This window comes from Acuticoccus sp. I52.16.1 (assembly GCF_022865125.1).
Taxonomy (GTDB): domain Bacteria; phylum Pseudomonadota; class Alphaproteobacteria; order Rhizobiales; family Amorphaceae; genus Acuticoccus.
The window spans coordinates 4,097,053-4,122,255 of the sequence record NZ_CP094828.1 but is presented as its reverse complement, the minus strand read 5'-3'; the positions used below and the strand labels follow the sequence as shown (position 1 = coordinate 4,122,255).

Below are 25,203 nucleotides of genomic sequence, written 5' to 3'. Positions count from 1 at the left end.
AGTGGCGCTAGGCGCCGCGTGTTGCAAGCGCGCGCAGCACGTCCGCCGATCCGGCCCCGGCCAGCCCCTGGTCCGCGGCGAACGCATCGAGCGCGCGCTGCGTCTGCGGCCCCATCACTCCGTCCTCGGCCAGCGGGCCATAGCCCGCCGCGTTCAGCCGCCGCTGCATCTCCAGCGTGCCCATCGCCGCACGCGGCGCCGCGACCGGCCCCGGCGTCCCCGCGCTCAGCGCCGCCAGCAGCCCCACGCTGGGCTCGCCGGTCACCGGCAACCCGTTTTCGCGCTCGTACGCCTCGATCGCCCGCATCGTGACTTCGTCCATCACCCCGGACGCCGCCCCGTCGTACATGTCGAGCCGCTGCAGCTGTTCCTGCACCGCCCGCACCATCTGCGAGGTCTCCGACGCCGGCGCGACGACCGCCCGCACGTCACCCTTGCCCGCGATCTCCTGCGCCTCCGCGCCGTTGTGCGCGGCAAACGCGGTCTCCTCGGCATGGCCCCACAGTGGCGCCGGATGCATCCCATCCTGCTCCCACAACGCGTTGCCGCCGACCAGAGCGCCGGTCACCACGAACCCCAGCGCGACCACCGCCCCGCCCTTGCGGCGCGCAATCCGTCGCCGCACACGCCGGCCGTACACCAGCGCGGCGTCCACCATCTCGCCCAAGGGCAACCGGTCCATGTGATCGCGAATAGCCAGGGTCGTGGTCCTCCTCGGACAAGACCCTCGGCCAAACCGATGAAAAGGATGTTAAACTTCCCCTCACCGAGGACCGCACAATCCGCGCAACGCTGCGAACCGCGCTGTTACCCGCACCGCGTACCATCCGCGCCACAGTACGAACCTCGGAGCCAGATCATGAAGCTGATCTTCAAGCTCATCCTCCTCGGGATCCTGGTGATCGCCGGTCTGCCGATGATCGCGCCGAACTCACCGGTCAGCGGTGTGATCCGCGCGGCCACCGCGGATGTCATGAGCTTCTGCGACCGCCGCCCCGAAGCCTGCGACGACGGCGCACGCTTCGTCCAGCAAACCCGGCAAGCGCTCTTCTCGCTGATCGGCAGCATCGGCTCGGCCACCGATCCCAGCGCGCTGACCGCCTCGGACCGCGCCCTCAGCCCGGCCCGGCAGACCGCCGTCAACGAGGGCCCGAAGAAGGTCCAGGCCATTCCGTTCACCATCGGCCAGCCGCCAGCCGAACCCACCGCGACATCGGCCGCCGCCACGGCCCAGGCCCGCAAGGCCGCCTTCGCCGGCCACGGCAATTAGCATGGTACTTGACAAAGGGCCCGCTCGGGGCGACGCGACATCATGACTGACCAAAAGCTTCCCGAAAAAGCCTTTCCGGTCTCTTGGGACCAGTTCCATCGCGACTGTCGCGCCCTCGCGTGGCGGCTGAACGGGCACGGCCCGTTCGAGGCGATCGTCTGCATCACCCGCGGCGGCCTCGTCCCGAGCGCCATCGTCGCCCGCGAGCTGGGCGTGCGTATCATCGACACGATCTGCATCGTCTCCTACGGCGAGTTCAAGCAGCTCGAGACGCTGGACGTCCTGAAGGACGTCGCCAGCAACGTCACCGACATGGACCCCAAGAAGATCCTGATCGTCGACGACCTGGTGGACACCGGCAAGACCGCCAAGCTCGTGCGCGAGAAGCTGCCCAACGTCCACGTGGCAACCGTCTACGCCAAGCCGAGCGGCCGGCCCCAGGTCGACACCTTCGTCACCGAAGTCAGCCAGGACACCTGGATCTACTTCCCCTGGGACCTCGGCTACTCGTTTCAGCCGCCGATCCGCGGCCCGATCTGAGCCGCGCCCGCCCCTCCCCGCGGAGGGGCGCCTTTTCGCCCCGTGCTACTCGCTGACGCCGACGGTATCGTCCGGATCCGTGTCCTCCGCGCGCTTGCGCCGGCGCCGCCCGCGCCCGCCCGCCCCGGCCGGAACCGGGTTCACGGGCCGCTCGCAGTCGATCGTCTTCAGCTTGCGCCCGTCGAATGCGATGCCGATCTCGCCCGCGCGCAACTGCAACGCCGCCTCGCCGAACACCTGACGCCGCCAGCCCGACAGCGCCGGGGCGTCCTGCCCGGCGACGATCGCCTCCAGATCGTCCACGGTGGCCAGCACCTTCGGTGCGACCCCGTGCGCCTCCGCCGACAGCTTCAGGAGCACTTTCATCAGCTCGACCGCCGAGCTGGCGCCCTCGATGCTGGGCTTGCGCTTCGGCAGCGTCGGGAGCGTGTCGGCCGGCCGCGCCATCACCTCCTCGATCACCGCCATCGTCGCCTGCCCCAGCCGCGAGCGCTCGAACCCCTTCGGCACTGCGCGCAGCTTGCCCATCGCCGCAGCCGAGCGCGGCCGTTGCAACGCCAGCTCGTAGATCGCGTCGTCCTTCATCACCCGGTTGCGCGGCACGTCGCGCTCGCGCGCCTCACGCTCGCGCAGCGCCGCCAGCTCCTGCAGTACCGCCAGCTCCACCGGCTGACGTGCTCGCGCCTTGAGCCGCTTCCACGCGTCCTCCGGCTTCAGGTCGTAGGTCTCGGGCGAGGCGAGCAGCGCCATCTCCTCCGACACCCAGTCCGTGCGCGACTTCTCCGCCAGCGTGTCGCGCAGGTGGATGTAGACGAGCCGCAGATGCGTCACGTCCGCCAGCGCATAGGCCAGCTGCGCCTCGCTCAGCGGCCGCGCCGACCAGTCCGTGAACCGGCTCGACTTGTCCACGATCTCGCCCGTCACCCGTTGCACGATCTGGTCGTAGGCGACCGAGTCGCCGAAGCCGCACACCATCGCGGCGACCTGCGTGTCGAACAGCGGCTTGGGCACCTGACCGGACAGGTGGTGGAAGATCTCCACGTCCTGTCGCGCGGCATGGAACACCTTCATCACGCTCTCGTCGCCGAGGAGCTTGAACAAGGGTTCCAGCGAGATCCCATCCGCCAGCGGATCGATCAGCGCCGCCTCGTCCATCGAGGCAATCTGCACCAGGCACAGCTTCGGCCAGAACGTCGTCTCACGGAGAAACTCCGTGTCGACCGTCACGAAGGGCGCCGACGAAAGGCGCTCGCACAGTGCGGCGAGCGCGTCGGTTGTCGTTATCGTCTCCACTAGACCTGCGGCTTTACGGGACGGGGAAACACGTCGGCATCTTCCATCGGCTGTGTCGGGAAACCAGCGATGGAGCCCATCATCTCACGATCGCGACCGATCTCCACCGGGCTCACCGCATACGCCGTCAAAAGTTCGGCGATGGAGCGGAGCGCGTGCATGTGGATCCGTTCATAACCATGAGATGCATCGACACCGAACGTCACGAGCGCGGTGCGGACGTCATATCCCGCCTCCAGCGCGGCGGCCGAATCCGACCGATAATATTTGAATATATCCTTCTGATAACGGATGTCATTTTCTTCGCAGAGCTTCACCAGCTTCTGCGTCAAATGCCAGTCGAACGGCCCCGCCTGGTCCGCCATGCCGATCGTCACGCCGAACTCGCTCGAGTTCTGCCCCGGCGCGGTCGTCCCGTTGTCGATGGTGATCAGGGAGGCGATGTCGTCCGTCAGCACCGATGCGCCGCCAATGCCGATCTCCTCGGCGATCGAGAAGATGAAGAACAGGTCCACCGGCAGCTCGGCCTCGGCCCGCACCAGCGCCTCCATCGTCGCGAACAGCAGCGCCACCCCCGCCTTGTCGTCGAGATGGCGTGACACGATGAAGTCGTTGTCGGTGAACTCCGGCGACGGGTCGATGGCGATGAGGTCGCCCACCGCGAACCCCAGCCGCTCGAGGTCGTAGTTGTCCTTGATGATCGCGTCGACGCGCAGCTCCACGTTGCTCCAGGAGACCGGCTGCGTGTCGACTTCCTCGTTGAACGTGTGGCCGGACGCCTTAAGCGGCAGGATCGTGCCGCGGTAGGCCCCCTTGTCGGTAAAGATCGTCGTGCGCGCGCCCTCCGCGAAGCGGGCCGACCAGTTGCCCACCGGCACCAGCTCCAGCCGCCCGTTGGGCTTCAGCATCTTCACCTGTGCGCCCAGCGTGTCGAGGTGGGCGATCATCGCCCGCGCCCCGAGTGGGCTCTTGCCCGGCAGGCGCGCGCGGATCGCCCCGCGGCGGGTGATCTCCATCTCCAGCCCGAGCCGCCGCAGCTCGCCGACCGCCGCGCGCACGATGGTATCGGTATACCCCGTGGGCGACGCGATCGAGAGAAGCTCCGCGAGCGTATCTTTCAGGTAGACGGTGTCGATCGTCAGGCGGGACACTGTTCCCCCGTGTCGGACGGATTGCGCGATGCCTGCCGCGCCGCATGTGGAATGGACTGCGGGAACAGCAGGTCGATGAAACGCTCGGCGGTCGGCTGCGGCTCGTGGTTGGCCAGCCCCGGACGCTCGTTCGCCTCGATGAACTTGTACTTCGCCCCGAGGTGGGATGGCACCAGGAGATCGACGCCGACCACAGGAATATCCACCGCGCGCGAGACCTTCACCGCAGCGTCCACGAGGGTCGGATGCACGTGGTCGGTCACGTCGTGGATCGTCCCGCCGGTGTGGAGGTTCGCCGTCCGGCGTACCTGGATCTCACGCCCCTCCTCCGGGACGTCGTCCCACGTCAGGCCCTCCAGGCGCAGGCAGCGCTCGGTCTCGCCGTCCATCGGGATCGACGCTTCGCCCCCCGTCGCCGCCGCACGCCGCCGGCTCTGCTTGGCGATCAGCTCGCGCGTCGTCGAGTGCCCGTCGCCGAAGATGCGCGCCGCACGCCGCACCGCCGCCGCCACCACGCGATGGTCGATCACGACGAGGCGCAGGTCGTCCCCCTCGCAGAACTCCTCGACGAGGACGCGCTCGCACACCTCCTGCGCGCGCTTGAACGCGGCGTCGATGTCGTCGTCCCGAGTGAGACCGACGGCGATGCCGCGACCCTGCTCGCCCCGCGCCGGCTTGATCACAAGCTTCTCGTGCCGCTCGAACATCGTGCGCACGTCGTCCGCGCTCGCCGCCTCGATCTCGTCCGGAACGTCGATCCCCGCGGCCGAGACGATCGCCCGCGTCACCGACTTGTCGTCGCAGATCGACATCGCCACCGCGCTCGTCATCTCCGACAGCGACTCGCGGCACTTGATCGAACGGCCGCCATAGGTCAGCCGGAAATAGCCGTGCTCCTCGGAGATCAGCTCGACGTCGATCCCGCGGCGCCGCGCCTCTTCCACGATGATGCGCGCGTACGGGTTCAGGTCCACCTCCGGCGCCGGCCCGGCGAAAAGCCGCTCGTTGATCGGATTCTTGCGCTTGATCGTATAGACGTTCAACCGCTCGAAGCCGAGCTTCTCGTAGAGCTGGATCGCCAACTCGTTGTCGTGCAGTACCGAAAGATCGAGCGTCGAGCAGCCGCGCTCCTGGAAGATCTCGGCCAGACGCCGCACCAGCGCTTCGCCGACCCCGGAGCACCGCGTCTGCGGATCCACCGCAAGACACCACAGCGAGGTGCCCTGACGCTTGTCGCCGAAGGCGCGCGCATGGTCGATCCCCGTCACCGTGCCGATGATCGACCCGGTCACCTCGTCCTCCGCCACCAGGTAGGTGAACGCGCGCGAGTCCCGCCGGCGCCAGAAGAAGTCGGGTCGCACCGGCACCATTCCACGCGCGGAATAGATGCGGTTGACCGCCTCGGCGTCTTCCTCGTTGGCCAGCCGGCGAACGATATACCCCTCCGGCCTGCGGTCGGTCGGCTGGTAGTTCGCCAGCGGCAGGCGGAAGGCGTGGCTGGGGTCGAGGAACAACTCCAGCGGTGCCGCCGACAGCATCACGTGCGGCTCTTCGACGTAGAACGCGATGTCCCGCCGCCCGGGGCCCTCGTCGCGCATGGCACCGGCCAGGACCGTCGCCGACTCATAGGTGTCTGCGAAGTGCAGAGTCCCCCATCCGCAGTCCAGCGAGACGTTGGTCGTCTCCGCGGTCCGCGGGGAGGTTGCCTCTGTATCGTCGCGACCTGTCACCACCTCAGCAACTTCGGACATTCAAACCCTCAGATCCGATGGGACTGCAACCACATCTCCAGGAGCGCAACCTGCCAGAGTTCCGAGCCACGAAGCGGCGTAATGTGGGCCGGCGGATCTGCAAGCAGCTTGTCCAAATATGACTGGTTGAACAACCCACGTGTTTTGGCGGCCGAGGCGCCGAGCACGTCCTCGACCATGTCTTTGACCGGCCCCGAAATGTATTTCAGCGCCGGGACGGGGAAGTACCCCTTCTTGCGATCGATGATCTCGTGCGGGACGAGCTGCCGCGCCACATCCTTGAGGACCCCCTTGCCGCCCTCCTTCAACTTGTGATCCGGCGGGATGCGTGCCGCCAGCTCGCACAGCTCGTGGTCGAGGAACGGCACCCGCGCTTCCAGACCCCACGCCATCGTCATCGCGTCGACCCGCTTCACCGGATCGTCAACGAGCATGACCGTCGAATCGATCCGCAGCGCCTTGTCGACCGGATCGTCCGCGCCCGGAATGGCGAACTGCTCGCGCACGAAGTCGAGGGCTGCGTCGTGGTCGGCGAGGTAGGGCGAGGCGATCTCGCCCTTCATCCGCGCATAGTCGCGGTCGAAGAAAGCCTTCGAGTAGGCCGCCAGCGGGTCGTTGGCCGAGGCCATCGGCGGGTACCAGTGATAGCCGCCGAAGATCTCGTCCGCCCCCTGGCCGGACTGCACCACCTTGATCTGCTTGGCCACCTCCCGCGACAGGAGGAAGAAGCCGATATTGTCGTACGACACCATCGGCTCCGGCATCGCGTTCACCGCGAACGGCAGGTTCTCCAGCATCTCCGCCGACGGCACGTGGATGCGGTGATGGTCGGTGCCGAACTTCTCGGCGATGATGTCGGAGAATTCGAACTCGTTGCCGACCTCGCCGTGCGCGTCCTCGAAGCCGATCGAGAAAGTCTTCAGGTCTTTCTGCCCGGCCTGCGCCAGCAGCGCCACGATGACCGAAGAGTCGACCCCGCCCGACAGCAGAACCCCCACCGGGACGTCCGCCACCATGCGCCGGTCGACCGCCAGCTTCAGCGCCGCCATCACCCGGTCGCGCCACTCTTCGGCCGTCACCTTCAGGTCGTCGGCCGTCCGATCGTAGGAGACGCGCCAGTAGACGGTGTCCTTCGATTCCCCGTTCGGCTCGTACACCCGCACCGTCGCCGGCGGCAGCTTGCGCACACCCGCCAGGATCGTGCGCGGCGGCGGCACCACGGCATGGAACGACATGTAGTGGTTGAGCGCCACCGGATCGATCGCGGTGTCGACCTCCCCCGCCGCCAGAATCGCCTGCAGCGAGGAGGCGAAGCGGATCCACTTCGGCCCCTCGGCATAATAGAACGGCTTGATCCCGAAGCGGTCGCGCCCCATCACCACACGGTTCGACTCCCGCTCGTGGATCACGAACGCGAACATGCCGTGGAAGCGCTTCACGCAGTCGATGCCCCAGGCATGGTAGGCCTTGAGGATCACCTCCGTGTCGCCCGAGGAGAAGAAGCGATAGCCCTTCCCCTCCAGCTCCTGCCGAAGTTCCGGATAATTGTAGATGCAGCCGTTGAAGACGATCGACAGGCCCAGCTCCGGGTCCGTCATCGGTTGTGACGAGCGGACCGAAAGGTCGATGATCGTCAGCCGGCGATGGCCGAAGGCGAACCGATCGCGAGCCAGAATGCCCGCCCCGTCCGGCCCGCGCGGTGCCATCGCGTCCGCCATCTTGACCACGGCCGGGACCGAAGCCGCCGCACCGTCAAACCGCACCTCGCCGCAGATGCCACACATGAAGCGCTCTTCCCTGTTCGCGACGCTAACTAGGTGAAACCACCCTGAAAAGATAGGTCTGGCGGCCTCCTTCCGTTCCATCGCAGCGAAAGCAAATTACTGGCGATCGAAGCGAAACGCCGCCGGGGCCGCCGCGTCCGGGCCTGCGGCGCCGCTCCTGGAGCGCCGGGCGCAGCCGCTAATCGTCCGTCGCCGCCGGCGGGTCCGCCGCCCAACCGGCGAGCACCGCGTCCACCGCGTCGGGCGCCGCCGGCGGGCGCGGCGGCAACGTCGGCGCCGTGCGCGAGAACCGCGGCGCGGGCGCCGCCTCGATCTTCCCGTCCCGCTCCACGAACGCCCCGCGCGCGGCCATGTGCGGGTGCCGCGGCGCCTCGCTCATCGTCAGCACCGGGGCGACGCAGGCATCCGTCCCCTCCAGCAGCGCACACCATTCCGCCCGCGGCCTGGACCGGAAGGCCGCCGCCATCCGCGCCCGCAATTCCGGCCACGCCGCCTTGTCCCACTGCGCGTCGAAGGCATCGTCCTCGAACCCCGCCAGCCGCCGCAACGCGCGATAGAACTGCGGCTCGATCGCCCCGACCGACAGGAACAGCCCGTCGGCGCACGCGTAAGTGCCGTAAAAATGCGCGCCTCCGTCCAGCATGTTCGCCTGGCGCGCCTCGTCCAAGACGCCCTTGCGCGCCATCGTGTGGAACAGCGTCAGCAATCCCGGCACGCTGTCGCACATGGCGCAGTCGATCACCTGTCCGCGGCCCGACCTGTCGCGCTCCACCAGCGCCGCCAGGATCCCCATCACCAGGTACATCGTGCCGCCGGCATAGTCGCCCACCAGGTTCAGCGGCGGCACCGGCGCCTCGGCCGGCCCGATCGCCGCCAGCGCTCCGGTCAACGCGATATAGTTGATGTCGTGCCCGACCGACTGCGCCAGCGGCCCGTCCTGCCCCCAGCCCGTCATGCGCCCGTACACCAGACGCCGGTTGCGTGCCGCCACCACATCCGGCCCCAACCCCAACCGCTCCATCACTCCCGGCCGGAAGCCCTCCATCAGGACGTCGGTCGCCGCCAGCAACCGCAACGCCGCGTCGACCCCGGCCGGATCCTTCAGGTCGAGGCTCACGAAGCGCCGCCCGCGCGCGGCGATGTCGTCCGGGTCCAGCCGCTCGACCCCCGCCCGCTCGACGCGCACCACGTCCGCTCCGAGGTCCGCCAGCAGCATGCCCGCCAGCGGCACCGGCCCGATCGCCGCGAATTCCACCACCTTCACCCCGGCGAGCGGCCCTGTCATCGCCGCCCCCCTCGACCGCACCACCCGGCTTGCCGCATGATCTCCCCCAGCACCATCTCGCTCACCCGACGCGTTTTGCATCGCCGGTGCAAGTGGCCGGCACGACGGCGCGCGCAGGGATCGCCATCGGGCCCGCTCTGCTGTACCGCCTCGGATCAAATCGACGTCATAATGGAGGAAACCGCCCGTGACCCCACCGGTCCTTTTCGAACGCAACGATGATGGGATCGCCACGATCACGCTGAACCGTCCCGACACGCGCAACGCCATCTCCGACCTCGATCTCATCGACGCGCTGATCGAACGGCTCGAAGAGGCGGACAAGGACATCGCCACCCGCGTCGTCATCCTGACGGGTGCCGGCCCGGCCTTCTCGTCGGGCGGTAACCTCAAGACGATGGATCAGCCCGGCGGCCTCGCCGACGATCTCCCCGCCCAGACGCGGCGCAACTACCGCGCCGGCATCCAGCGGATTCCGCTGGTGATGGAGGCGCTCGAGGTGCCGGTCGTCGCCGCCGTCAACGGCCCGGCCATCGGTGCCGGCTGCGACCTCGCCTTGATGTGCGACCTGCGCATCTGCTCAGAGAACGCCCGCTTCGCCGAGAGCTTCGTCAAGGTCGGCATCGTGCCGGGGGACGGCGGGGCCTGGCTGCTACCGCGCGTCGTCGGCTTCTCCAAGGCGTGCGAGATGGCGCTCACCGGCGACCCGATCAGCGCGCAGGAGGCACTCGCCTGCGGCCTCGTCTCGCGCGTCGTGCCGGGGGACGCCCTCACCGGGGCGGCGCAGTCGCTGGCCCGGCGCATCGCCGTCAACCCGCCGCACGTCGTGCGCATGACCAAGCGTCTCCTGCGCGAGGCCGGCCAGGTCAGCCTGGCGACCCTGTTGGAGCTCTCGGCCGCCAAGCAGGCCCTCGCCCACGCCACCTCCGACCACAAGGAGGCGATCTCCGCCATGCGCGAGAAGCGCGAGCCCAACTTCACCGGGAGCTGAGCCGCACACGGGCCGGCGCCGCACCGACGTTTCGCGGCGCCGGCCCCTCCTCCCCCGCGCCAGCCGGTCGCCTTCCCAACGGCCCGCAGCCGTGGGATAGGACAGAGACCAACCAGGAGACGACCCTTGCGTACCGCGAAGATCCCCGCGACCGTCATCACCGGCTTCCTCGGCGCCGGAAAGACCACGCTCATCCGCCACCTCCTGGAGAACGCCGGCGGCCGCCGCATCGCCCTCATCATCAACGAATTCGGCGACCTGGGCGTCGACGGTGAGGTGCTCAAGGGCTGCGGCATCGAGACCTGCACCGAAGACGACGTCATCGAGCTGACCAACGGCTGCATCTGCTGCACCGTCGCCGACGACTTCGTCCCCACCATGACGGCCCTCCTGGACCGCGCCGAGCAGCCCGACCACATCGTCATCGAGACGTCCGGTCTCGCCCTGCCGCAGCCCCTCGTGCAGGCGTTCAACTGGCCCGGCATCACCGAGCGCGTCACGGTCGACGGGGTCGTCACCGTGGTCGACGCCGCCGCCACGGCGGCCGGCCTCTTCGCCCACGATCCCGCCGCCGTCGACGCGCAGCGCCAGGCCGACCCCTCGCTCGACCACGACTCCCCCCTCGAGGAACTGTTCGAGGATCAGCTCCGCGCCGCCGACCTCGTCGTCCTCAACAAGGTCGAGACGCTGGACCGCGCCGCGCTCGACGGCGTGAAGGCCACCGTCACCGCCGCGAGCACCGCACGCCACGTGGTTTCCCCCGAAGGCCGCCTCCCGGCGCATGTCCTCCTCGGCCTCGGCGCCGCAACCGAGACGCTGATCGCCACCCGCAAGTCGCACCACGAGCTGGAGCACGCGGACGGCGAGGAGCACGATCACGACGACTTCACCTCCTTCGTGGTCGAGGCCGCCGCAGTCGACGATCCGGACGCCTTCGTCACCGCCGTGACCGACCTCGTCGCCCGCCACGATATCCTGCGCCTGAAGGGCTTCGTCGATGTCCCCGGCAAGCCGATGCGGCTCGTCGTCCAGGGCGTCGGCCGGCGCATCTCGACCGGGTACGATCGCCTGTGGCAGCCCGGCGAGCGGGCGACGCGCCTCGTCGTCATCGCCCAGAGCGGGGTCGACGAAGGCGCCATCCGCGCGCAGATCGCCGCCGCCACCGGGGCGACGCTCCCGGCCTGATGCACCTCCTCCTCGCGCAACGCGGCACCATCGCGGACGAGGGCGAGGCGATCGACCTCGGCCAGGCCCCGGCCGACATCTGCGTCCTGTCGGCGGCCGATACCGAGCTCGCGGCGCTGGCCGCCGCGCAGGCCGCACGCCCCGTGGACGCTCCCACCGTGCGCCTTGTCAACCAGATGCGCCTCGCCCACCCGATGAGCGTCGACCAGTGGGTCGAGCGCACCGGCCGCCATGCGCGCCTCATCGTCGCCCGCGTTCTCGGCGGGCGCTCCTACTTCCCCTACGGGCTCGACGCGCTGGCCGCCGCCGCCCACCGTCACGGCATCCTCTTCGCCGCGCTGCCGGGCGATGCCCGCCCCGACCCTGAACTTGCCGCCCTCTCCACCCTGGACGAGGGCGACGCGGCGGCCCTGTGGCACGACCTCGTGGAAGGCGGCGCCCAGAACGCGTCCCGCTTCCTCGCCCGCGCCGCCGCCATCCTCGCCGACGCGCCGCGCCCCGGTCCGCCCGAGCCGCTCCCCGCCGCCGGCGTCTGGCTCCCCGGCACCGGCATCGCCACGCTGGACGAGCTCGCCGCCACCTGGCGGTCCGGCGCCCCCGTCGCCGCGCTCACCTTCTACCGCGCCCTCGTCCAAGGCAGCCAGACCGCCCCCGTCGACGCGCTCGCCGCGGCGCTGCGGGCCGAGGGTCTCAACCCGCTCCCCCTCTTCGCCGCCAGTCTCAAGGACGCCACCAGCCAGGACGTCGTTCGCGCCACCTTCGCCGCCGTGGCCCCGGCCGTCGTCCTCAACGCCACCGCCTTCGCCGCCGGCACCCCCGGCGGGGTCAGCGGCACCGTGCTCGACGAACCCGGCGCTCCCGTCTTGCAGGCGATCCTCTCCGGCTCCACCCGCGATACCTGGGCCGAGGCCGACCAGGGCCTCACCGCCCGCGACCTCGCCATGAACGTCGCCCTGCCCGAGGTCGACGGCCGCATCGTCACCCGCGCCATCGCCTTCAAGGCCGCCGCCCGCTGGGATGCCCGCACCGAGTGCGACATCGTCCGTTCCGAGCCCGAACCCGACCGCGTGCGCTTCGTCGCCGAGCTGGCGCGCCGCTGGGCCACCATCCCGGCCGCACCCGCCGAGCGCCGCGTCGCCATCGTCCTCGCCAACTATCCCAACCGCGACGGCCGCATCGCCAACGGCGTCGGGCTCGACACGCCCGCCGGCACCCTCGCCCTCCTCCAGGCAATGCAGGCCGAGGGCTATGCCACCGGCGACCTCCCGGCCGACGGCAACGCCCTGGTGGAGCGCCTGCAGGCCGGTCCCACCAACGCCAACCCGCACAATCGGCCCGAGGTCACCCTCGCCCGCGCCGACTACGACGCCGCCTTCGCCGCCTTGCCCGGGCCCGCCCGCGACGCCATCACCGCCCGCTGGGGCGCGCCGGACGCCGACCCCTTCTTCCACGGCGGGGCCTTCGCCCTGCCGCTGATGCGGCTCGGCAGCGTCCTCATCGGCATCCAGCCCGCGCGCGGCTACAACATCGACCCGAAGGAGACCTACCACGCGCCGGACCTCGTCCCGCCGCACGGCTACGTCGCCTTCTACGCGGCGCTGCGGCGGGAGGCGCACGCGCTCGTCCACATGGGCAAGCACGGCAACCTCGAATGGCTGCCCGGCAAGGCCCTCGCCCTGTCCGCGGCCTGCTTCCCCGAGGCCGTCTTCGGTCCGCTGCCGCACATCTATCCCTTCATCGTCAACGACCCCGGCGAGGGGGCGCAGGCCAAGCGCCGCACCCAGGCCGTCATCGTCGACCATCTGACCCCGCCGCTCACCCGCGCCGAGAGCCACGGCCCCATGCGCGACCTGGAGGCCCTGGTCGACGAATATTACGACGCCTCCGGCGGGGACCCGCGCCGCACCCGCCATCTCGCCCGCGAGATCCTGGACCTTTCCGAGGCGAGCGGCCTCGCCGAGGATATCGGTCTCGCCGGCCTCGCCCAGGACGCCGCCCTCGAACGGCTCGACGCCTGGCTGTGCGAGCTGAAGGAACTCCAGATCCGCGACGGCCTGCACGTCTTCGGCCGCTCCCCCGAAGGACACCTCCGGACCGACCTCCTCGTCGCACTCGCCCGCCCCCCGCGCGGCGAGCGCCCGCAGGACGCCTCGCTCCTGCGCGCCCTCGCCGCGGACCTTCGCCTCGCCGACGGCACAGGGTTCGACCCGCTGGACAGCACGATGTCCGCCCCCTGGACGGGCCCGCGCCCCGCCGCCCTCACCGGCGACGCCCCCTGGCGCACCGAGGGCGACACGATCGAGCGCCTGGAAGCCCGCGCCGCCCGCCTCATCGAGGGCGAGCCCGCCCCCGCCGGGTGGACCGCCACCCACGCCGTGCTGCACGAAATCAACACCCGCCTCGCACCCGCGGTCGACGCCTGCGGCCCGCGCGAGATCGCCGCGACGCTCGCCGCCCTCGCCGGCCGCTTCGTCGCGCCCGGCCCCTCCGGCGCCCCCAGCCGCGGCCGCCCGGACGTTCTGCCCACCGGCCGCAACTTCTACTCCGTCGACACCCGTGCCGTGCCCACCCCGGCCGCCTGGGAGATCGGCCGCCGCTCCGCCGAACTCGTCCTGACCCGTCATCTACAGGACCACGGCGACTGGCCGACTTCGATCGCGCTGTCCTGCTGGGGCACCGCCAACATGCGCACCGGCGGCGACGACATCGCCCAGGCCATGGCCCTCATCGGCGCCAAGCCGGTCTGGGATCCCGCCTCCCGCCGCGTGACGGGCTACGAGATCACGCCGCTCGCCGTCCTCGGCCGCCCGCGGATCGACGTCACGCTGCGCATCTCCGGCTTCTTCCGCGATGCCTTCCCCGACCAGATCGCCCTCTTCGACCGTGCCGTCCGCGCCATCGGAGCCCTGGAGGAGGACCCCGCCGAGAACCCGATCGCCCCGCGCATGCGGGCCGAGTGCCGCGCCCTCGTCGCCGCCGGCACGCCCGAGGCCGAGGCCGCGCTGTCGGCCGGGCACCGCATCTTCGGCGCCAAGCCCGGCGCCTACGGGGCGGGGCTGCAAGCGCTGGTCGACGAAGGCGGCTGGAACACGCGCGACGACCTCGCCGAAGCGTTCACCGTCTGGGGTGGTTACGCGTACGGCGCGCGTGCGCAAGGCACCGCCGACCGCACCGCCCTCGCCGAGCGCCTGGGCACCGTCGACGCGGTCCTGCACAACCAGGACAATCGCGAGCACGACCTCCTCGATTCGGACGACTACTACCAGTTCGAAGGCGGCCTCACCGCGGCCGTCCACCGCGCGCGCGGCGAGCGCCCCGCAGTCTACCACAACGACCATTCGCGCCCCGAGCGCCCGGTCGTGCGCACGCTGGAGGAAGAGATCGCCCGCGTCGTGCGCGGCCGCGTCACCAATCCGAAGTGGATCGCCGGCGTCATGCGCCACGGCTACAAGGGCGCGTTCGAGATCGCCGCGACGGTGGACTACATGTTCGCCTTCGCCGCTACCACCGGCGCGGTCAAGGACCACCACTTCGACGCGGCCTATGCCGCCTTCGTGGCCGACGAGGCGGCCGCCGCCTTCATGCGGGCCAACAACCCCGCCGCCTGGGCGGACCTCAACGCCCGCCTCGCCGAAGCGATCACCCGCGGCCTATGGCACCCGCGCAGCAACGCCGCCGCCGCCACGCTGGCAGGCGCCGGCTGACACCCGGCGCCTGCCCCGCTGTCCCGGTCCCACCGGCGCGGCGCCCCGTCTCGCTGCGGGTGCCCCTCAGTCGAGCCGCTGGTACATCACCAACGCGTCCACCTCGCCCTCGGCGGGATGCACGAAGGCGCCCGGCAGGCGGGCGAGCGTGGCGAACCCCATCCCCTCCCACAGTGCGATCGCCCGCGTGTTGGTGGCGATCACGAAGTTGAACTGCATCGCCCGGTAGCCCGCCTCACGCGCCCGCACCAGCGAGTGCGCGCACATCGCCCGCGCGATCCCACGCCCGCGCGCCGCCGACGACACCGCGTAGCCGCAGTTGGCGACGTGCCTGCCCCCGCCCGGCTGGTTGGGCCGGATGTAGTAGGTGCCCAGCACCTCGCCGTCGACCTCGGCGACATAGGTCTCACGGTCGGCGCCGTACCAGTAGGCGATGGCGTCCGCCTCGCTCATGTCCCGCTCCAGCGCGTATTCCGCGCCGCCGCGGATGATCGGGCCGATGATCGCCCACACCGCGGGCGCATCCGCCTCGCGCACCGCACGGATCCGCATGCCTCACCTCTCCTTTCGCACGCCACGCCGCGCGCGCCGGGGTGGCTTCTTCGCCGCGCTGCGCCGTGCCGCCTCCAGCGACGACGCCGCGTAGCGCACCAGCATGTCCGCATCGTCGAAGCAGGCCGCCGGCAGCTTGACGAGATTCGTGGTGATCGTCTTCTCGCCGCGGCGGAAGCTGAACGGCGCCTCGCCTTCGAACATCGGCGCGTTGGCGGCATCGGTCTTCATGTAGAGTTCGCCGTACGCCACCAGGGCGATCATCACCCCGTCGGCCCACACGCCCTTGCCGCCGAACATCCGGTTCACCGTCACCGGCCCGAACGGGGCGAAGAGATCCTGAAGGTCCGCCTCGTCCACCGCCGCCCCGCCTACGCTCCAGCCGCCGGGCCATGTCGCCGGGCTGCAAACGCGCCGTTGAACCGCGCCCCCGGCGTGCCCCCGGCCACGGCGACGCGGCCCTGCGCCAGCGCGTCGACCGCGCCGAGGAAACCCGCCATCGCCAGCTTGTAGAGCCCCGAGCCCAGCGTGATGCGCCGCACCCCCATCGTGCGCAGCGCGGCGAGATCGTCGCTCACCCCGCCGAGCCCCGCGATCACGCTCACCGGAACGTCCGACGCGGCGACCACCGCCTCCACCTCCACCGCCTCGGTCAAGAACGGCACGTAGATCACATGCGCCCCGGCGGCGACGTAGAGCGGCACGCGCGCCAGCGCCTCGGCGAGGCCGTCCTTGCCGAACGGCGCCAGCGCCTCGCAGCGCCCGGCCAGCACGAAATCGCTCCCCGCCCGTTCGATCACGTCGCGCGCTGCCTCGAGCCGCCGGCACGCCATATGCCGGTCGTACAGCGGCTCCGGCCGTCCCTGCGACAGGTCCTCGATCGAGCAGCCCGCGACGCCGGCGTCGATCGCCCGCTCGATGGTCTCGGCCACCTCCGCCGGCGTCTCGCCGTAGCCGCTCTCGAAGTCGCCGTTGACCGGCAGGCCCGACGCCTCGCTCAGCATGGCGGCATGCGCGATCGCGGTCTTGCGCCCGATCGCCCCGTCCGCCTTGCCCAGCCCCCAAGCGCAGGCGGCCGACGAGCTGGCGACCGCCTGGAAGCCGGCCTCCGCCACCAGTTTGGCGCTGCCCGCGTCCCACGGGTTCGGCACCACCAGAAAATCCTCGTGGAGGGCGCGGAAACGGGTCGCCATGTCGGCGATATGAGACGGCGGGTCGAGCGGCGCGGGATGGGGTCCAGGCACGGGTCGGTCTCCGTTCGGGCAGCGGGTGATCCCGGCCGTGCTAGTGCGATAGCGCCTGGCCAGGGTTCGGTCCATCCCGAACCAACCGACGTGCCGTCTGTGCGGCGGCCACGGCCCGGCCGCGCCTCAAAGCTCCATCTTCATGCCCAGGTGCGAGCCCTTGAAACCGAGCCGCTCGTAGAACCGGTGCGCCCGCGTGCGCGACATGTCGGACGTGAGCTGGACCATGCCGCAACCCTCCGCCCGCGCCAGCTCGATCAGCCGCTCGATCAGCGCCTGCCCCACACCGCCGCTGCGCACCGCACTCGACACACGCACGCCCTCGATCAGGCCGCGCCGCGCGCCTCGGCGGCTCATCCCACTCAGCACCGTGAGTTGCGCGCAGCCCACCACGCGTGCGTCCACCACCGCCACCACGAGGTGGTCGAGCGGGTTGGCCGCGATCGCCTCGAACGCGGCGAGGTAGGCCGGCAGCGGCGGATCGCTCACCGTCTCGCGGCCGGCGCCGAGCGTATCGTCGGCCAGCATGGCGACGATGGTGGCGACGTCGGCGGCCGTCGCATCGCGAAAGGTGATCTCGCTCATCCCCGCGCCCGCCCCGCCTCACGCTCCGGTCTGCCCATGCTCCGCCTCCCGCTGACGCCGGCCCCACGCCCGCGCGCGTCCGTTACCACGATTCGCCGCCCCCGCTCGTGCCGGCCGCCGCGAAGAACGTTGCATAGACGTCGCAAGCCGCCGCGATTGCGCATTCGTCCACCGTAGAGGGCGGCGCGCCGTGTTGCGCGTGTCCGGGGTGCCCTGCAATCTCGGCCCATCCTCAACGGATCAAGCCGCGAGCCTTTTCGAAAGGAGCCGAACATGCGCGCCATGATGATCGTCTGCGGGCTCGCCGTATCGCTGGCTGGCTGTGTCACCGGCAGCGGCGGTTCCTCCATCGACGGAAACTGGGGCTCCGACGACGGCGTCTTCATCGCCACCTTCCAGAACGGCGCCTTCACCTCGCGCCTCACCGGCACCGGCGAGACCGTCGTCGCCGACGGGCGCTACGTGCGCACCGGCGCGGGCCTACGCCTCAACTGGACCTCGATCGCCGCCAACGAGGCCCGCACCGCCGAGTGCACCTTGATCACCACGCGCCAGCTCTCCTGCGCGCCCTCCGTCGGCCAGCCCTTCACCATGACGCGCGTGCGCTGACGCCCGTGGCCCGCCCGGCGCTCAAGACCGAGCCCAGCCGCACCGCCTAGAGTGCGCCCTCCGTGCCGGACGTACGTCCAAGGCACGGCTTCGCCCGAGAGGGAGGCCGGGGGCGCAACATGCTCGAGCTCGTCGACGATCCGATCGACCCCGGCGGCACGGCGCAGCCCGCGTCCGCGCCGGATCCGCTGCTGCCGGTGCGGCGCAAGTTCGGCCGCGCGCTGGTCGCCTTCCTGTGGGCCAACGTGCCGGTGGCGATCGCCATCGCCCTCCTGTCGCAGCAGTCGCCCGCCTTCACCATCCTGTTGACGGCGATCGCCTTCGCCGCGGCCGGCTGCGCGCATCTCGCCATCGTCACCGGCGGCGTCGGCCCCCGCGCCCGGCAGACGATCTCCACGTGCGCCATCGTCATGACCGGCGCCATCATCGCCGCCGCCGCCGGTACGCGCTACCAGATCGACCTGCACCTCTACGTCTTCGCCGTGCTGGCGATCCTCGCCGGCTGGTGCGACTGGCGCATCTTCCCGACCGTCGTCGCCGAGATCGCGCTCCACCACGTCATCCTCAATTTCGTCAGCCCCCACTGCGTCTTTCCCGACGGGACCGACACCGTGCGCGTCCTCCTGCACGCCTTCATCGTGATCCTGGAGGCGGGGGTGCTGCTGCCGGTCGCGCGGATGATGGAGCCCCTCATCGTCGACGCCGCGTCCGCCGAACGCCGCGCCGAGGAGCGCGCCCGCGACGTCGAGCGCACCATGGAGGCCGAGCACGAGGCCGAACGCCGCCGCCAGGCCATCGTCGCCGAGCTGATCGGCGGCTTCCGCGCCGACGCCGCCCGCTCGGTCGATGCGGTCACCCACGAGACCTCAACCATGGTCACCACCGCCGAGCTCGTCAGCCGGTGCGCCGACGACGGGCGCACCAAGGTCGGCGACGTCAAAGGCGCCGCCGGCGAGGTGCTGGAGGTGACCGACCGTGCCGCCACGGCGCTGCGGTCACTGGAGAGCATCGCCGCCCGTATCGAGGAACGTGCCCGCGGCACCGCCTCACGCGCCGACGACGTCCTCTCTCAGACCGCCCAGAGCGCCGAGGCGGTGACCGTCCTCGCCGACGGCGCGCGCGAGATGAACGAGCTCGTCGCCGTCATCCGTGCCGTCGCCGAGAAGACCAACCTCCTCGCCCTCAACGCCACCATCGAGGCCGCGCGCGCCGGCGAGGCGGGCAAAGGCTTCGCCGTCGTCGCCACCGAAGTGAAAGGCCTCGCCGAGCAGAGCGCCAAGGCGACCGAGACCATCGTCGCCAAGATCGACGCGATCGCCGGTTCCACCCGGCGCGCCATCGCAGAGATCGGCAAGATCGACGATCTCGCCCGCGCGGTCGACGTCGACGCCGGTGCGATCAGCGAGGCCCTCGCCGACCAGACCGCCGCCAGTCGGGAGCTGGAGGCCGCGTTCGCCGCCGCGCGCGGCAGCGTCCAGCGCGCCGTCACCGGGATCGAGCAACTGGAGACCACCGTCGTCGGCAACGCCGAGACGGCCGTCACGGTGGAGAACACCGCCCGCAAAGTCACCGCCGTGTCGGACGAACTGCAGTCGACGATCAGCCGCTTCCTCGACACCGTCGCGCGCCACTGAGGGGCCGCCTCAGCGGGTTCCCGCGCGCACCACGTTGAGAAGCGGCTCGCCCCTCTCCAAGCGCCGGAAATTCTCCGCGATCGTCGCCGCCCGGCGGTCCCACAGGCTGCCCGTCACCGCCGAGGCGTGCGGCGTCAGGATCACGTTGTCGAGCGAGAAGAAGTCGAACCGCGAGGGCGGCGGCGTCTCGCTCGGGTCGCGGGCGTACTGGTACCACACGTCCAGGATCGCCCCGCCGATGGTCTTCTGCGACAGCGCCGTGAACAGCGCCTCCTCGTCGATCGTCTGCCCGCGGCCGACGTTGATGATGACCCCCGTCGGCTTCATCCGCGCCAACATCGGCCCGTCGAAGATCCCGCGCGTCGCCTCGTCGAGGGGGAGCGTGTCGAGGACGTAGTCGCAACGCGGCAGCACGTCGGCGAGCGCCGCGGTCGGGTGCACCTCGTCGGCCGGACCGCCGTCCGGGCGCCGCGCGACGGCGAGCACCGTCATGCCGAACGCGGCCGCCCGCTTGGCCGCCTCCCGGCCGATGCGCCCGAAGCCGACGACGCCCAGCGTTTTGCCGTAGAGTTCCCCGTGCAGGCCGCGCGCACGGCTGAGGCCGGGCCAGCTCTCGGCGGTGAACATCGCCCTCAGATCGGCGATGCGGATCTCCCATTCGAGCATCGCCGCCAGCACGAACTCCGCGATCGGGATCTCATGCTCGAAGACGTTGCACACGCTCGTCTCCGGCGCCAACGCGTCGAGGTCGATCCGGTCGGTGCCGGCGCCGGGAAGCTGCAACAGCGCCACCCGCGGCAGCTTGCCGCCCGGCCGCGTCAGATCCATCGAGAGGACGACGTCGTCCGGCCGGAACTCGATGTCGTAGACGTCGGAATTGCGCGCCTCGACCGGAAGGGTGACGATTTCGACCTCCTCCCCGATCGCCGCCGGCAGCCGTTGCCGCAACGCCGGCGGGCATATGATCACCACAATGCGCATATCGATCCTTCGCTTCCTCGGGGCGCCACGCGACGCGCCTCGGCCGGCCGCGGCCGCAACCGCCACTGGCGACCGGTCGCACCCGCGGCCCGAGCGTGCCCGTCCCTCGCGTGCCATATTCCGCGCATGGTATAGTCAGATAACGGCATGGGAACATAGCGTCCGGCGCACGTAACGAACCGCCAAATATACCGCCCCGCGCGAGCGTAAACGCAAAGAGGCGCCACGGGGGCGCCTCGGTGCGGTGGTGGGTGCCGGCCGTCGAGGGCGGCGCGGCCGGTCAGAGCGCCTTGACGATCTCTTCGACCATCTTCTTGGCGTCGCCGAACAGCATCATGTTGTTGTCCTTGTAGAACAACGTGTTGTCGATGCCGGCGTAACCCGAGCCCAACGAGCGCTTGACGAACAGCACCGTCTTCGACTTGTCGACGTCGAGGATCGGCATGCCGTAGATCGGCGAGGACGGGTCGTCGCGCGCCGCCGGGTTCGTCACGTCGTTGGCGCCGATGACGAAGGCGACGTCCGTCTGCGCGAACTCCGAGTTGATGTCCTCCAGCTCGAAGACGTCTTCGTAGGGCACCTGCGCCTCGGCCAGGAGTACGTTCATGTGCCCCGGCATGCGGCCCGCGACCGGGTGGATCGCGTACTTCACGGAGATGCCCTCCTCCTTGAGGACGTCGGCCATCTCGCGCAGAGCGTGCTGGGCCTGCGCCACCGCCATGCCGTAACCCGGCACGATGATGACCGACCCGGCGTTCTTCATCATGTAGGCCGCGTCTTCGGCCGAGCCCTGCTTGACCGTGCGGTCGCCGAGGTCGCCCGCGGGGCCGGCCGTCTCGCCGCCGAAGCCGCCGAGGATGACCGAGATGAACGAGCGGTTCATGCCCTTGCACATGATGTAGGACAGGATCGCGCCAGAGGAGCCGACCAGCGCGCCGGTGATGATGAGCGCGGTGTTGCCCAGCGTGAAACCGATGCCGGCCGCCGCCCAGCCCGAGTACGAGTTCAGCATCGACACGACGACGGGCATGTCAGCCCCGCCGATCGGGATGATGATGAGCCCGCCCAGCGCCAGCGCCGCCAGCACGATGAGCCAGAACAGGAAGCGCTGCTGCAGCACCATCTCGTCCGCGCCGACGAACCACACCACCAGCAGGATCAGGACGATCGCGAGGCCGGCGTTGATGAGGTGGCGCGCCGGAAGCAGGATCGGCTTGCCCGACATGCGACCGTCCAGCTTGGCGAAGGCGATGACCGAGCCGGTGAAGGTCAGCGCGCCGATCGCCGCGCCGATCGCCATCTCGACCAGCGACAGCGTCTTGATGTGGAAGGGCGTGCCGATGCCGAAGGCCTCCGGCGCATAGAGCGCGCCCGCCGCCACGAAGACGGCCGCGAGACCCACCAGCGAGTGGAAGGCGGCGACGAGCTGCGGCATCGCGGTCATGGGGATGCGCCGCGCCATCACGGCGCCGATGCCACCGCCGATGCCGACGCCCAGCAGGATCAGCACCCAGCCCAGCACGTCCGGCGCTGCGACGATCAGCGTCGTCAGGATGGCGATCGCCATGCCGATCATGCCGAACATGTTGCCCTGGCGGCTCGACGTCGGGTGCGAGAGACCGCGCAGTGCCAGAATGAACAGGACGCCGGAGATCAGATACAGGATGGCGGCGATGTTGGGGCTCATTGCTCGTCCAATCGCTTCTTGTCGTTGTGAGGCCGATGGGTGCCGGCGGCGGCGTGGATGCGGGCGCGGGGCCCGCTACGCCGAACGAAGGGAGCCGCGCCGGACCGGTGAGGCCCGGACGGGGCGGCGCGCCGCACGATCGCGGCCGCCAGGCCACCCCGCGCGCGCCAGAGGCGGGACGTCATCGCTTCTTCTTGTACATCGCCAGCATGCGCTGGGTGACGAGGAAGCCGCCGAAGATGTTCACCGACGCCAGGATGAGCGCGATGAAGCCGAACACCTTGGCCCACAACGCCCCGTCCGCCTCCGCGAAGGAGACGCCGGTGGCCAGCAGCGCGCCCACGACGATGACCGAGGAGATCGCGTTGGTGACGCTCATCAGCGGCGTGTGCAGCGCCGGCGTCACCGACCAGACCACGTAGTAGCCGACGAAGATCGCCAGCACGAAGATCGCCAGGCGGAAGATCGTCGGGTCGATGGCCCCGGCGGTGGCGGCGCTGGCGGCGACCGCCAGCGCATCCGCCTGCTGCGCCGCATGGCCCGCGGCCTCCGCCGCGACGGACGCGGCGTGCGACGCCTCGGCCGCTTTCGTCGCCGCGTCGGCCGCGACCGTCGCCGCCTGCGCCGCGTCGCTGGACCGCGCAGCAGCTTCGGCGGCGGTGCGCGCCGCCTCCAAGGCGGCTTCGGCGTTGTCCTCGTTCATTCGCTCTTCCCTGCTCGCCACACCGGTCGGGCCGACCGGGGCTCACGGCTGTTCTGGTTGGTCTGTGGGTGTCAGCCCGCGGAGCTTGCAGCCTGAGGCGCCGCCGTTGCCGGCGCCGTCCCCCCGAACTTCGGATGCACCAGGCCCCCGTCCTTCGTCAGCAGCGTCGCAGTCATCAGCTCGTCGTCCCATTTCGGGGCGAACGCCTTCTCCTTGTCGAGAAGCACGGTGTCGATGAAGGTGTAGAGGTTCTTGGCGTAGAGCAGCGAGGCCGAGGCCGCGATTCGGCCCTGCATGTTGGTGTGGCCGATGATGGTCGTCGGACCCACCGTGACCACGTCGCCCGGAACCGCCCCCTCGACGTTGCCGCCCCGCTCCACCGCGAGGTCGACGATCACCGAGCCGGGGTTCATCGACGCCACCATCGCCGCCGAGATCAGCTTCGGCGCCGGGCGGCCGGGGATGAGCGCGGTCGTGATGACGATGTCCTGCTTGGCGATGTGCGCGGCGACCAGCTCGGCCTGCTGCCGGCGGTAGTCCTCGCTCATCTCCTTGGCGTAGCCGCCGGCCGTCTCGGCCGCCTTGAACTCTTCGTTCTCCACCGCGATGAACTTGGCGCCCAGCGAGGCGACCTGCTCCTTCGCGGCCGGCCGCACGTCGGTCGCCGAGACGGCGCCGCCCAGGCGCCGCGCCGTGGCGATCGCCTGAAGGCCCGCCACGCCCGCGCCCATCACGAAGATCTTGGCCGCCGGGACGGTGCCCGCCGCAGTCATCATCATCGGGATGGCCCGGTCGTAGACCGAGGCGGCGTCGATGACCGCCTGGTAGCCGGCGAGATTGGCCTGGCTGGAGAGAATGTCCATGGACTGCGCGCGGGTGATGCGCGGCATCAGCTCCATCGCCACCGCGGCGAGGCCGGCGTCGGCGATCGCCTTCATCCCGTCCGCGTCCCCGTAGGGGTCGAGCGCGCCGATCAGGAAGGCGCCGCGTTTGGCCGCGCCCAGCACCGCCGCGGACGGGCGCCGCACGGTCAGAATGATGTCGGCCCCGCTGACGGCGGCCTCGGCGGAGTCGGCGATGGTGGCGCCCGCCTCGCGGTACGCCTCGTCGGTCACGCGCGAGTCCGCGCCAGCCCCGCTCTCGATTGCAACTTCGGCGCCGGCATTGACGTAGCGCTTCACAACGTCGGGCGTTGCAGCGACGCGCGTGTCTTCGGCCTCGGCCGGAACGGCGATCTTCAAGCGTATCCTCCTGTCGCGAACTTAGGTGTCGCGTCGTGTATTATAGGAGGAAGACGGCCATAGCGATCAAGATGACCACAACGGTGCCGATCCCCCACTTTGTCAGGGAAACGAACGCCTCGTAGGTGCGCACGTGATCCTGATAGTCGGTGCGCGGCGGGTTGCCGCTTTCGTCCGCAAAGGAATAAGTCGGTTCACTGGCCATCGGGTTCCTCCGTCAATCGAGGGTTCTAGTCGGGTGCCTCGACGCTGGCAAGAAAGAGGGCCCGAGCCAAGCCTGGATGTTCCCGATTTCGCAAGGAACGGCCCGCCGCGGCGCAACACCTCAGACCAAAGTACGCACCTTGGATTGCGCCACCAGCGCCATGAAGCGCTGATAGTTCTCCTCCAGCGCGTCCAGCACCGCCGGCTCGATCGGCAGCTGCGCCTTGTCGGCGTAGCCGCGGTGCATCTCGGTCTCGTCCTCCACCGGCGCTTCACCCTTCAACAGCTTGACGACGTTGGCGACCGAGCGTGCCATCCGCTCCTGCGCCACCACCGTCACCCGTTCGGCCGGGAAGACGCGCAGCATCTGGTCGAAGAACATGTCGATCCGGAAGCGGTGGACGCTGCGATGGTAGTAGTCGTCCACCGAGCAATGGGCCCAGAACTCCGGGTCGCGGTGGACGAAGTGGTTCGGCTGCAAGTGCGCCCCGGTCCGCGCGATCCGCCGGTGCATGTTGTGCCAGGACAAGAGCACCCGCGGCAGCCGGCGAAAGCACAAGACGATCTGCGCATCCGGCGCGATCTCCCCGTTGAGCTGCTCGAGGTCTTCCCGCTTCAGCACGTAGGAGGGGCACTTGTGAACGATGATCTTGTCGAGCGGCAGGTTCGCGCGGTCGGGAAATTTGGCGTCCACCGAACCGCCGGCGGAGCGGATGACGTGAACGTCCTCCTCCTCCTCGAAGCGGCGGATCAGTGCCGACGTCCCGCACTTGGGGAAGCCGACAATGGTGATCTCACGCATACGAGCC

The 25,203-nt window shown here is 70.2% G+C and carries 23 protein-coding genes; 7 read left to right on the top strand and 16 right to left on the bottom strand.

Going from position 1 to position 25,203, the window contains the following annotated elements; all coding sequences use genetic code 11:
• Positions 1-7: 7 nt before the first annotated feature.
• Complete coding sequence (locus tag MRB58_RS18575) at positions 8-682, bottom strand: peptidoglycan-binding protein (RefSeq protein ID WP_244778579.1); 675 nt, start codon at positions 680-682, stop codon at positions 8-10.
• 177 nt (positions 683-859) lie between these two features.
• Between MRB58_RS18575 and MRB58_RS18570 the strand changes: the two genes are divergently transcribed.
• Both MRB58_RS18570 and gpt read left to right on the top strand, forming a co-directional pair.
• A complete protein-coding gene (locus MRB58_RS18570) occupies positions 860-1,270 on the top strand; it encodes a hypothetical protein (protein ID WP_244778578.1) in 411 nt (136 codons plus the stop codon).
• 42 nt (positions 1,271-1,312) lie between these two features.
• Positions 1,313-1,810 (top strand): xanthine phosphoribosyltransferase, encoded by a 498-nt coding sequence (gene gpt, locus MRB58_RS18565; RefSeq protein ID WP_244778577.1) that lies wholly within the window; start codon positions 1,313-1,315, stop codon positions 1,808-1,810.
• 45 nt (positions 1,811-1,855) lie between these two features.
• On the opposite strand, the gene rnd is transcribed toward gpt, so the two are convergent.
• The 5 genes from rnd to MRB58_RS18540 all read right to left on the bottom strand — a co-directional run bounded on the left by rnd (position 1,856) and on the right by MRB58_RS18540 (position 9,074).
• Positions 1,856-3,103, bottom strand: coding sequence for a ribonuclease D (gene rnd / locus MRB58_RS18560; RefSeq protein ID WP_244778576.1), 1,248 nt, complete (start codon positions 3,101-3,103; stop codon positions 1,856-1,858).
• Positions 3,103-4,254 carry an osmoprotectant NAGGN system M42 family peptidase gene (locus MRB58_RS18555; RefSeq protein ID WP_244778575.1) on the bottom strand — a complete coding sequence of 384 codons (1,152 nt, stop codon included), beginning with the start codon at positions 4,252-4,254 and terminating at the stop codon, positions 3,103-3,105. The genes rnd and MRB58_RS18555 overlap by 1 nt, the downstream gene beginning before the upstream one ends.
• On the bottom strand, positions 4,242-6,005 hold the full coding sequence (gene ngg / locus MRB58_RS18550) for an N-acetylglutaminylglutamine synthetase (RefSeq protein ID WP_244778574.1): 1,764 nt from the start codon (positions 6,003-6,005) through the stop codon (positions 4,242-4,244). Before ngg ends, MRB58_RS18555 begins: the two co-directional genes overlap by 13 nt.
• A gap of 8 nt (positions 6,006-6,013) precedes the next feature.
• A complete protein-coding gene (locus MRB58_RS18545) occupies positions 6,014-7,789 on the bottom strand; it encodes an N-acetylglutaminylglutamine amidotransferase (RefSeq protein ID WP_244778573.1) in 1,776 nt (591 codons plus the stop codon).
• A 178-nt stretch (positions 7,790-7,967) separates the two neighbouring features.
• Entirely contained in the window at positions 7,968-9,074 is a 1,107-nt protein-coding gene (locus tag MRB58_RS18540; RefSeq protein ID WP_244778572.1) for a CaiB/BaiF CoA-transferase family protein, read from the bottom strand.
• A 187-nt stretch (positions 9,075-9,261) separates the two neighbouring features.
• Between MRB58_RS18540 and MRB58_RS18535 the strand changes: the two genes are divergently transcribed.
• From MRB58_RS18535 to cobN, 3 genes are all read left to right on the top strand, one after another.
• Entirely contained in the window at positions 9,262-10,065 is an 804-nt protein-coding gene (locus MRB58_RS18535; protein ID WP_244778571.1) for a crotonase/enoyl-CoA hydratase family protein, read from the top strand.
• Between the two features lie 126 nt (positions 10,066-10,191).
• Positions 10,192-11,250: a cobalamin biosynthesis protein CobW gene (gene cobW, locus MRB58_RS18530; protein WP_244778570.1), complete on the top strand. Its 1,059-nt coding sequence runs from the start codon at positions 10,192-10,194 to the stop codon at positions 11,248-11,250.
• Positions 11,250-14,954 (top strand): cobaltochelatase subunit CobN, encoded by a 3,705-nt coding sequence (cobN, locus tag MRB58_RS18525; protein WP_244778569.1) that lies wholly within the window; start codon positions 11,250-11,252, stop codon positions 14,952-14,954. The genes cobW and cobN overlap by 1 nt, the downstream gene beginning before the upstream one ends.
• Before the next feature lie 66 nt (positions 14,955-15,020).
• On the opposite strand, the gene MRB58_RS18520 is transcribed toward cobN, so the two are convergent.
• The 4 genes from MRB58_RS18520 to MRB58_RS18505 form a co-directional block, all read right to left on the bottom strand.
• Positions 15,021-15,506 carry a GNAT family N-acetyltransferase gene (locus MRB58_RS18520; RefSeq protein ID WP_244778568.1) on the bottom strand — a complete coding sequence of 162 codons (486 nt, stop codon included), beginning with the start codon at positions 15,504-15,506 and terminating at the stop codon, positions 15,021-15,023.
• Positions 15,507-15,509: 3 nt separating this feature from the next.
• The gene (locus tag MRB58_RS18515; protein WP_244778567.1) at positions 15,510-15,866 is read right to left on the bottom strand and encodes a TfoX/Sxy family protein; all 357 of its coding nucleotides are present in this window, start codon (positions 15,864-15,866) and stop codon (positions 15,510-15,512) included.
• An 11-nt stretch (positions 15,867-15,877) separates the two neighbouring features.
• Positions 15,878-16,750, bottom strand: coding sequence for an isocitrate lyase/phosphoenolpyruvate mutase family protein (locus tag MRB58_RS18510; protein WP_244778566.1), 873 nt, complete (start codon positions 16,748-16,750; stop codon positions 15,878-15,880).
• 126 nt (positions 16,751-16,876) lie between these two features.
• Complete coding sequence (locus MRB58_RS18505; protein WP_244778565.1) at positions 16,877-17,335, bottom strand: GNAT family N-acetyltransferase; 459 nt, start codon at positions 17,333-17,335, stop codon at positions 16,877-16,879.
• Between the two features lie 273 nt (positions 17,336-17,608).
• Here MRB58_RS18505 and MRB58_RS18500 point away from each other — a divergent pair, with 273 nt between their 5' ends.
• Complete coding sequence (locus MRB58_RS18500; RefSeq protein ID WP_244778564.1) at positions 17,609-17,944, top strand: hypothetical protein; 336 nt, start codon at positions 17,609-17,611, stop codon at positions 17,942-17,944.
• Positions 17,945-18,063: 119 nt separating this feature from the next.
• The gene (locus tag MRB58_RS18495; RefSeq protein ID WP_244778563.1) at positions 18,064-19,578 is read left to right on the top strand and encodes a methyl-accepting chemotaxis protein; all 1,515 of its coding nucleotides are present in this window, start codon (positions 18,064-18,066) and stop codon (positions 19,576-19,578) included.
• Between the two features lie 9 nt (positions 19,579-19,587).
• On the opposite strand, the gene MRB58_RS18490 is transcribed toward MRB58_RS18495, so the two are convergent.
• The 6 genes from MRB58_RS18490 to MRB58_RS18465 form a co-directional block, all read right to left on the bottom strand.
• Complete coding sequence (locus tag MRB58_RS18490) at positions 19,588-20,550, bottom strand: 2-hydroxyacid dehydrogenase (protein WP_244778562.1); 963 nt, start codon at positions 20,548-20,550, stop codon at positions 19,588-19,590.
• Positions 20,551-20,839: 289 nt separating this feature from the next.
• Positions 20,840-22,246, bottom strand: a complete 1,407-nt coding sequence (locus tag MRB58_RS18485; RefSeq protein WP_244778561.1) for an NAD(P)(+) transhydrogenase (Re/Si-specific) subunit beta — start codon at positions 22,244-22,246, stop codon at positions 20,840-20,842.
• Between the two features lie 181 nt (positions 22,247-22,427).
• Positions 22,428-22,949, bottom strand: coding sequence for a proton-translocating transhydrogenase family protein (locus MRB58_RS18480; RefSeq protein ID WP_244778560.1), 522 nt, complete (start codon positions 22,947-22,949; stop codon positions 22,428-22,430).
• Between the two features lie 71 nt (positions 22,950-23,020).
• On the bottom strand, positions 23,021-24,190 hold the full coding sequence (locus MRB58_RS18475; RefSeq protein ID WP_244778559.1) for a Re/Si-specific NAD(P)(+) transhydrogenase subunit alpha: 1,170 nt from the start codon (positions 24,188-24,190) through the stop codon (positions 23,021-23,023).
• 40 nt (positions 24,191-24,230) lie between these two features.
• The gene (locus tag MRB58_RS18470; RefSeq protein ID WP_244778558.1) at positions 24,231-24,395 is read right to left on the bottom strand and encodes an aa3-type cytochrome c oxidase subunit IV; all 165 of its coding nucleotides are present in this window, start codon (positions 24,393-24,395) and stop codon (positions 24,231-24,233) included.
• A gap of 120 nt (positions 24,396-24,515) precedes the next feature.
• The gene (locus tag MRB58_RS18465) at positions 24,516-25,196 is read right to left on the bottom strand and encodes a hypothetical protein (RefSeq protein WP_244778557.1); all 681 of its coding nucleotides are present in this window, start codon (positions 25,194-25,196) and stop codon (positions 24,516-24,518) included.
• Between the last annotated feature and the right edge of the window lie 7 nt (positions 25,197-25,203).

Excerpts from the sequence above, each read along its gene's own strand:
- MRB58_RS18470 (WP_244778558.1), bottom strand. The coding sequence starts at position 24,395 with ATGGCCAGTGAACCGACTTATTCCTTTGCGGACGAAAGCGGCAACCCG.
- MRB58_RS18540 (WP_244778572.1), bottom strand. The coding sequence starts at position 9,074 with ATGACAGGGCCGCTCGCCGGGGTGAAGGTGGTGGAATTCGCGGCGATC.
- MRB58_RS18485 (WP_244778561.1), bottom strand. The coding sequence starts at position 22,246 with ATGAGCCCCAACATCGCCGCCATCCTGTATCTGATCTCCGGCGTCCTG.
- MRB58_RS18505 (WP_244778565.1), bottom strand. The coding sequence starts at position 17,335 with ATGAGCGAGATCACCTTTCGCGATGCGACGGCCGCCGACGTCGCCACC.
- MRB58_RS18495 (WP_244778563.1), top strand. The coding sequence starts at position 18,064 with ATGCTCGAGCTCGTCGACGATCCGATCGACCCCGGCGGCACGGCGCAG.
- MRB58_RS18545 (WP_244778573.1), bottom strand. The coding sequence starts at position 7,789 with ATGTGTGGCATCTGCGGCGAGGTGCGGTTTGACGGTGCGGCGGCTTCG.
- MRB58_RS18575 (WP_244778579.1), bottom strand. The coding sequence starts at position 682 with ATGGACCGGTTGCCCTTGGGCGAGATGGTGGACGCCGCGCTGGTGTAC.
- cobN (WP_244778569.1), top strand. The coding sequence starts at position 11,250 with ATGCACCTCCTCCTCGCGCAACGCGGCACCATCGCGGACGAGGGCGAG.
- MRB58_RS18500 (WP_244778564.1), top strand. The coding sequence starts at position 17,609 with ATGCGCGCCATGATGATCGTCTGCGGGCTCGCCGTATCGCTGGCTGGC.
- MRB58_RS18520 (WP_244778568.1), bottom strand. The coding sequence starts at position 15,506 with ATGCGGATCCGTGCGGTGCGCGAGGCGGATGCGCCCGCGGTGTGGGCG.
- MRB58_RS18465 (WP_244778557.1), bottom strand. The coding sequence starts at position 25,196 with ATGCGTGAGATCACCATTGTCGGCTTCCCCAAGTGCGGGACGTCGGCA.
- gpt (WP_244778577.1), top strand. The coding sequence starts at position 1,313 with ATGACTGACCAAAAGCTTCCCGAAAAAGCCTTTCCGGTCTCTTGGGAC.
- ngg (WP_244778574.1), bottom strand. The coding sequence starts at position 6,005 with ATGTCCGAAGTTGCTGAGGTGGTGACAGGTCGCGACGATACAGAGGCA.
- MRB58_RS18480 (WP_244778560.1), bottom strand. The coding sequence starts at position 22,949 with ATGAACGAGGACAACGCCGAAGCCGCCTTGGAGGCGGCGCGCACCGCC.
- MRB58_RS18570 (WP_244778578.1), top strand. The coding sequence starts at position 860 with ATGAAGCTGATCTTCAAGCTCATCCTCCTCGGGATCCTGGTGATCGCC.